The sequence below is a fragment of the Tangfeifania sp. genome, assembly GCF_055108615.1.
On sequence record NZ_JBSQIC010000135.1, the window covers coordinates 1 to 5,943 of the forward strand.

General features: G+C 43.6%; 8 protein-coding genes. 5 read left to right on the forward strand and 3 right to left on the reverse strand.

Features of this window, described 5'->3' with window-relative positions; all coding sequences use genetic code 11:
• Positions 1-887: asparagine synthase-related protein (locus tag ACTCNA_RS17300; RefSeq protein WP_462949193.1), on the forward strand; the 887-nt coding region annotated here is incomplete at its 5' end.
• Between the two features lie 33 nt (positions 888-920).
• Here ACTCNA_RS17300 and ACTCNA_RS17305 read toward each other — a convergent pair.
• Genes ACTCNA_RS17305 through ACTCNA_RS17315 form a run of 3 tightly spaced genes read right to left on the reverse strand, consistent with a single transcriptional unit; the run spans position 921 to position 2,275 of the window.
• Complete coding sequence (locus ACTCNA_RS17305; RefSeq protein ID WP_462949194.1) at positions 921-1,226, reverse strand: nucleotidyltransferase family protein; 306 nt, start codon at positions 1,224-1,226, stop codon at positions 921-923.
• Between the two features lie 4 nt (positions 1,227-1,230).
• On the reverse strand, positions 1,231-1,650 hold the full coding sequence (locus tag ACTCNA_RS17310; RefSeq protein WP_462949195.1) for a nucleotidyltransferase substrate binding protein: 420 nt from the start codon (positions 1,648-1,650) through the stop codon (positions 1,231-1,233).
• Between the two features lie 46 nt (positions 1,651-1,696).
• The gene (locus ACTCNA_RS17315; RefSeq protein ID WP_462949196.1) at positions 1,697-2,275 is read right to left on the reverse strand and encodes a glutamine amidotransferase-related protein; all 579 of its coding nucleotides are present in this window, start codon (positions 2,273-2,275) and stop codon (positions 1,697-1,699) included.
• Between the two features lie 125 nt (positions 2,276-2,400).
• Between ACTCNA_RS17315 and ACTCNA_RS17320 the strand changes: the two genes are divergently transcribed.
• The 4 genes from ACTCNA_RS17320 to fmt all read left to right on the forward strand — a co-directional run.
• Positions 2,401-3,495 (forward strand): redoxin domain-containing protein, encoded by a 1,095-nt coding sequence (locus ACTCNA_RS17320; RefSeq protein WP_462949197.1) that lies wholly within the window; start codon positions 2,401-2,403, stop codon positions 3,493-3,495.
• A gap of 82 nt (positions 3,496-3,577) precedes the next feature.
• Positions 3,578-4,492 (forward strand): DMT family transporter, encoded by a 915-nt coding sequence (locus tag ACTCNA_RS17325; RefSeq protein WP_462949198.1) that lies wholly within the window; start codon positions 3,578-3,580, stop codon positions 4,490-4,492.
• A gap of 202 nt (positions 4,493-4,694) precedes the next feature.
• A complete protein-coding gene (locus tag ACTCNA_RS17330; protein WP_462949199.1) occupies positions 4,695-4,901 on the forward strand; it encodes a DUF5522 domain-containing protein in 207 nt (68 codons plus the stop codon).
• A 142-nt stretch (positions 4,902-5,043) separates the two neighbouring features.
• Positions 5,044-5,943: methionyl-tRNA formyltransferase (gene fmt / locus ACTCNA_RS17335; protein WP_462949200.1), on the forward strand; the 900-nt coding region annotated here is incomplete at its 3' end.

Sequence of the window (5,943 nt, forward strand, 5' to 3'; positions counted from 1 at the left end):
TGGAAGGTTCGCCCGATTTGGAAGCCGCCCGTGGTGTGGCCGAAGAAATCGGAACCATTCACCACGAAATAAATTATACCATACAGGAAGGACTGGATGCTATCCGCGATGTAATTTACCACATTGAAACATTTGACGTGACTACCGTGCGGGCTTCCACTCCCATGTACATGATAGCGCGCGTGATAAGATCGATGGGTATTAAAATGGTGCTGACCGGCGAAGGTGCCGACGAAATTTTTGGCGGATACCTCTATTTCCATAAAGCGCCCAATGCCGAAGAGTTTCACAAAGAAAGTGTGCGGAAAGTGAGCCGGCTGCATTTGTACGATTGTTTGCGCGCCAACAAATCGCTGGCATCGTGGGGCGTGGAAGGCCGCGTGCCGTTCCTCGACAAAGAGTTTATTGATGTGGCCATGCGTTTCAACCCGGAGGCCAAAATGGCAAAAGACGGTAAAATTGAAAAATGGTGCCTCCGCAAAGGGTTTGAAAAATACCTGCCCGAAAGTGTGGCGTGGCGGCAAAAAGAGCAGTTTTCCGACGGTGTGGGTTACGGCTGGATAGACACCCTGAAAAAAATAGCCGGCGAACAGGTAACCGATGAAATGATGGAAAATGCCGCATTCCGGTTCCCGGTGAACACCCCGCAAAACAAGGAAGAATACATGTACCGCGCAATTTACAGCGAGCATTTCCCGTCGGATCAGGCGGCCGGATGTGTTCCCTCGGTGCCGTCAATCGCCTGCAGTACCGGCGAAGCGCTGGCATGGGACAAGTCGTTCCAAAACAATGCGGATCCCTCGGGGCGTGCGGTGAATACAGTTCACGCCAAAGGAACAATTTTCCAGGATTTAAAGCGAAAACAGGAAGAAAAGGTAAGTGTTTAAATTAGAAACCGTTCTGTGTTTACAGGGCGGTTTTTATTTTTTATAAAACGCAATTCCTACTCGTTTTATATGCTCCAATAAATCAGGATTTTCAATTTGATGAAAAAGTGCCAGATCTATTTTCCAGGGCAACAGCAAGTCGTCAATACGGTTTTCAATTTTGTTTAAATCTGTTAGTGTAAATTGCGGGGCAATCAATACCAAATCAATGTCAGAACCATATTTGTAATTTCCTTTGGCTCTCGAACCATAAAGTATCACCCTGTCAATTCCAGGGTAAGAAGCAAACACATTATTTAATTTCTGAATAGCCTCTTCTTTAATTCCGATATTAATCATTTGGTTATTTGTCTAATCTTTTTTCAAGCATTGTTTTCAGTTCAATAAAAAGTGGGTAATAGGTTTCTTTAATTTGAAAAACTATTTCTTCTGCCACTTCTTCATTGTAAGTATGCGATGATTTATTGCGGCTTCTTATCATGTCCATCCAGCCTTCACCATTTTTAATGATTCCTTTGTTAAATGCTTCGCGAATTGCATCACGCGACCCGGTGATTGAAGTATTTCCCTGGTATTCGAAAAAATCTTTCAGGGTATTCCATGCCAGTTCGTGGGTAAATTCAAAAGCCTGAATCAAACCCTGTTTTTCCAGTTCTGTTAATTCCCTCTCATTTTGAATGATGATTGCATTTTCCAATTGGTTCAACGCTTTTCGGAAATTCGAAAAACGTTGTTGCCACCTGATATCTTCTGGTTTGTTCATTCGATATTGATTTTGGGTATAAAATTAGAAAACATCTAACGATAAATCAATCTGTTTTATTGAAGATTGCAAGTCTGAAAAAATTCCGGATTAATTTCTGGTTGTAAAATTCCGGGTGAAACTGGCAGGTGTAAAGCGGTTTGTTTTTGTGTTTCATGAGTTGATTTTTGCAGGTGGCAGAGGATGCCAGCAGCTCAAAATCTTCAGGAAGAGTAATGGAGTCGTTATGCATCTGTTTTACCGTTATTTTTTTCGGTAAGCCTGAAAAAACCGGGTCGTCTTTCAGAATTTCAATTTCAACATCACCCGATTCCGGCTCCTCGCTGCGCAGCAGTTCTGAGCCGTAAAGACTGCCGGCAATGTGATGTCCGGCACAAATTCCCAGCACGGGTATTTCAACTTCTTTTAACCACTGAAAATATGGAAGGTGGTGTACCACAATATCATCGCCTTGCGGCGACCCTGAAAGCATGATCCCGTCAATTTCATTAAACACAGATTTGGGAACCCCGGCATATTCAGCTGTAATACACTTCAGGTTTGCTTCACCTGCGATTTGTTCCAGTGGCTCAACAAATTCAGTTATTCCCGGTTCAGCATTGTTAATTACTAAAACTTTACGCATGTCAATTACTTTATTGTTGCAAAATAATCATTTCCAGTGAACCAGAAGTATAAAATAATTTTCAATATCTAAATGATTTTCTATCTTGCAGCAAAATATCACATTATATTTAATATTATTTGAAAATGAAAAAGTTAGCAGTTTTTATTATAGCCATTGCATTTTTTGCGTGTACACAGCAAAAAGAAGGATTTGAAATCACAGTTGAACTGGAAGGTGCCGAAGGCCAGGTTTTGCTCGAAAAGCGCGGGGAGTCCAGCTGGATTCCGGTTGATACAGCCGAAATAGTTGACGGTGTTGCCGTTCTCGAAGGAAAAGTTGAGGTACCGGAAGACCATTATATTTCATTGCTTGGGCAGCGTGCCAAAACCATTGTTTTTGTTGAAAATGCTGATATCATGGTAACTGGTAAAGTTGATTCCCTTGCAAATGTTGAAGTTACGGGCTCTGCCACTCACGATGAATACAGCAGCGTGAACCGGCAAATCCAGGAGATTGGCGATAAATATATGGCCATTTACCAGCAGGCGCGCGAAGCAGGTGCAAAGGGCGACACTGCAAGAGCGCAGCAACTCATGGAAGAAGTAAACGAACTGTATGAAAGCACCACAACTCTGCAGGCCGATTTTGTGAGGAACCATCCCGCATCTTACGCGTCACCTTATTTTATTTCGCGCGTTCAGTATGGTATGGAACTGGATGAACTTGATGAGTTGGTAAATTCACTCGATCCGAAACTGGAAACAGTGCCAACTATTGTAGCTTTAAAAGAGCGTATTGAAAAACTAAAAACCGTTGCTGTGGGGCAAACTGCACCCGATTTTACCATGAACGATACTGAAGGAAACCCGGTAACTTTTTCAGATGTTTATTCACAGCACGAATATACACTGCTCGATTTCTGGGCAGCATGGTGCGGGCCCTGCCGACAGGAAAATCCGAATATTGTGTCCGTTTTCAACGAATTTAAAGACGATGGTTTTTATGTGTTCGGTGTTTCGCTCGACCGCGAAAAAGAGGCCTGGCTGCGCGCCATTGAAGACGATAATCTCACGTGGGCTCACGTTTCCGATTTGTCGTACTGGAATAATGCTGCCGCCCAAATGTACGCTGTAAATTCAATCCCCTCCAGCTTAATAGTTGACAAAAACGGTACAATTGTCGCCAAAAATAAACGCGGCGATGAACTGCGGGAAACGGTAGAAGAATTGGTTAATTAGAATTTTAGAATATAATAAATTAAAAAGCCTTTCGGAAGAAGGGCTTTTTTAATTTGCCGGAATTGCTACTTTTGCCGCCGGAATGTTGGAAAATTATTTTGGAGAAATAGCAGGCGTATTAACTGCCGTATTCTGGACGGTCACCAGCATGGCTTTCGAGTCGGCAGGTAAAAAAGTGGGCTCGCTGGCCGTTAATCTTATCCGGCTGGTAATGGCCTTCTTTTTCATTGGAGTTTACAGCTGGATTGCCCGTGGTTTTTTCTTCCCTTCCGATGCCAGTCTTTTTCAGTGGCAGTGGCTGGCCCTTTCAGGCCTGGTGGGTTTTGTAATTGGCGACTTGCTGCTTTTCCAGGCTTTTGTGGTTATAGGCGCACGAATTTCAATGCTGATAATGGCACTTGCCCCTCCTTTTGCCGCTTTGGTGGGCTGGCTGCTTTTGGGTGAAGTACTCACCGCGAAAAGCTGGCTGGGGATGGTTATTACCATGCTTGGGATTGTAATCGTTATTCTAAAACGTGAGCGTTCAACCCAAAACGGTTCAATTGTCAGAAAGTTAACTTCCAGCTATTCAGTACCGGGGATTTTACTGGCACTGGGTGGTGCAATCGGGCAGGCAACAGGGCTGGTGCTCAGCAAAAAAGGAATGGGTGAGTACGATGCATTTTCTGCATCTCAAATCAGGGTGCTGGCCGGGATTGCAGGTTTTTCTATTCTTTTTATTTTCATGAAACGCTGGCCGCGGGTTTGGGCGGCTCTAAAACACGGTTCGGCCATGAAACAAATTACCCTCGGTGCATTTTTCGGCCCTTTTCTTGGGGTTTCATTTTCTTTGCTTGCCGTGCAACATACTTCTGCCGGGATTGCAGCCACACTAATGGCCATTACCCCGGTGCTTATTATTGCACCTTCGGTAATCATTTTTAAGGAGAAAATAAACTGGAAAGAAATTTTGGGGGCAGTGGTAACAGTGGCAGGGGTTGCAATGTTTTTTCTGTAGAATTGCAAATTTGTGAAACTGAAAAATTGATAAACTGTGAAATTGTTGAATGCATTTTAGCTTTTGGGGCTCACACATTCAATTCTTTTTAATGATACTCCCCCAACCCGGCCAGTTTCATTTGCCGGTCCATAGAAAATCAATTCCCATTTTTCCAATAATTTTGATTTAAATTTATGGTTTATTTTGAAATTGCAGTGCCATGAGCTACGAAGAATATTATTTTGATGACAATGTCAGCTTTAACGACGGCCTGGTGGAAGGCAGGGATTTTTATCGCGAGAATGGTTACAGGGTAATGACCAGCGAATTTTTAACCCGTCGTGGTTTTTGTTGCGCAAACGGTTGCAGGCACTGCCCCTACTGGCCAAAAGCATTAAAAGGAAATACCCGGCTTCGCGAAAAATGAGGATGAAAAGAATTCTGATTTTTTGGATTGGGCATTCAACTTAGCCATTAAAAGCGCTGAAATCCCTAATTTATTTGTGTTAAATCCGTTAAAACATTCAATAATTTAATTGAATCATTATTTTTGCTGAAAAATTAGGTTGATGACAGGAAAAGAGCTCCGGATAGTTTTTATGGGTACCCCTGACTTTGCAGTGGCCAGTTTACAAGCATTGGTTGAAAACGGTTACAATGTGGTGGGGGTGGTAACGGCACCCGATAAACCGGCAGGACGCGGGAAAAAACTGACGGAATCGGCTGTAAAAAAATATGCTGTTGAAAATAACATTAAAGTTCTTCAGCCCGAAAAGTTGAAAAACCCCGATTTTATTGAGGAGCTAAAAGCATTAAAACCCGATTTGCAGGTTGTGGTTGCTTTCAGGATGTTGCCCGAAGTGGTTTGGGCCATGCCCCCGCTCGGAACTTTCAACCTGCACGGGTCGTTGTTGCCGCAGTACCGGGGCGCAGCACCGCTCAACTGGGCGGTTATCAACGGTGAAACAAAAACGGGAGTTACTACTTTTTTGCTCGACCATAAAATTGACACCGGTAAAATCCTTTTTCGCAGGGAAATTAAAATTGGGAAGAACGATACAGTAGGTGATGTTCACGACCGCCTGATGGAAGTGGGAGCCAGGCTGGTACTGAAAACAGTTGATGCTTTGTCAAAAGGAAAAGTAAAACCCATACCGCAATCGGAACTGGAATCGGATGAGAATAGTAAACCCGCCCCCAAAATTTTTAAAATTGACTGCAAAATCAACTGGACAAAGGATGTGGAAACCGTTCGGAATTTAATTCGCGGGCTGTCGCCACATCCCGCTGCCTGGGCTAACCTGGTGCATAAAGAAAACGGGAGAACCATTCCCTGCAAAATCTTTTTTGCCCAGCCGGTTATTTCAGCCGAAACTGCGGCTCCGGGAACCATCGATTCCGATGATGAATCATTTTTGAACGTTGCCTGCGGAAATGGTTGGCTGGAAATTACCGATCTGCAGCTTTCC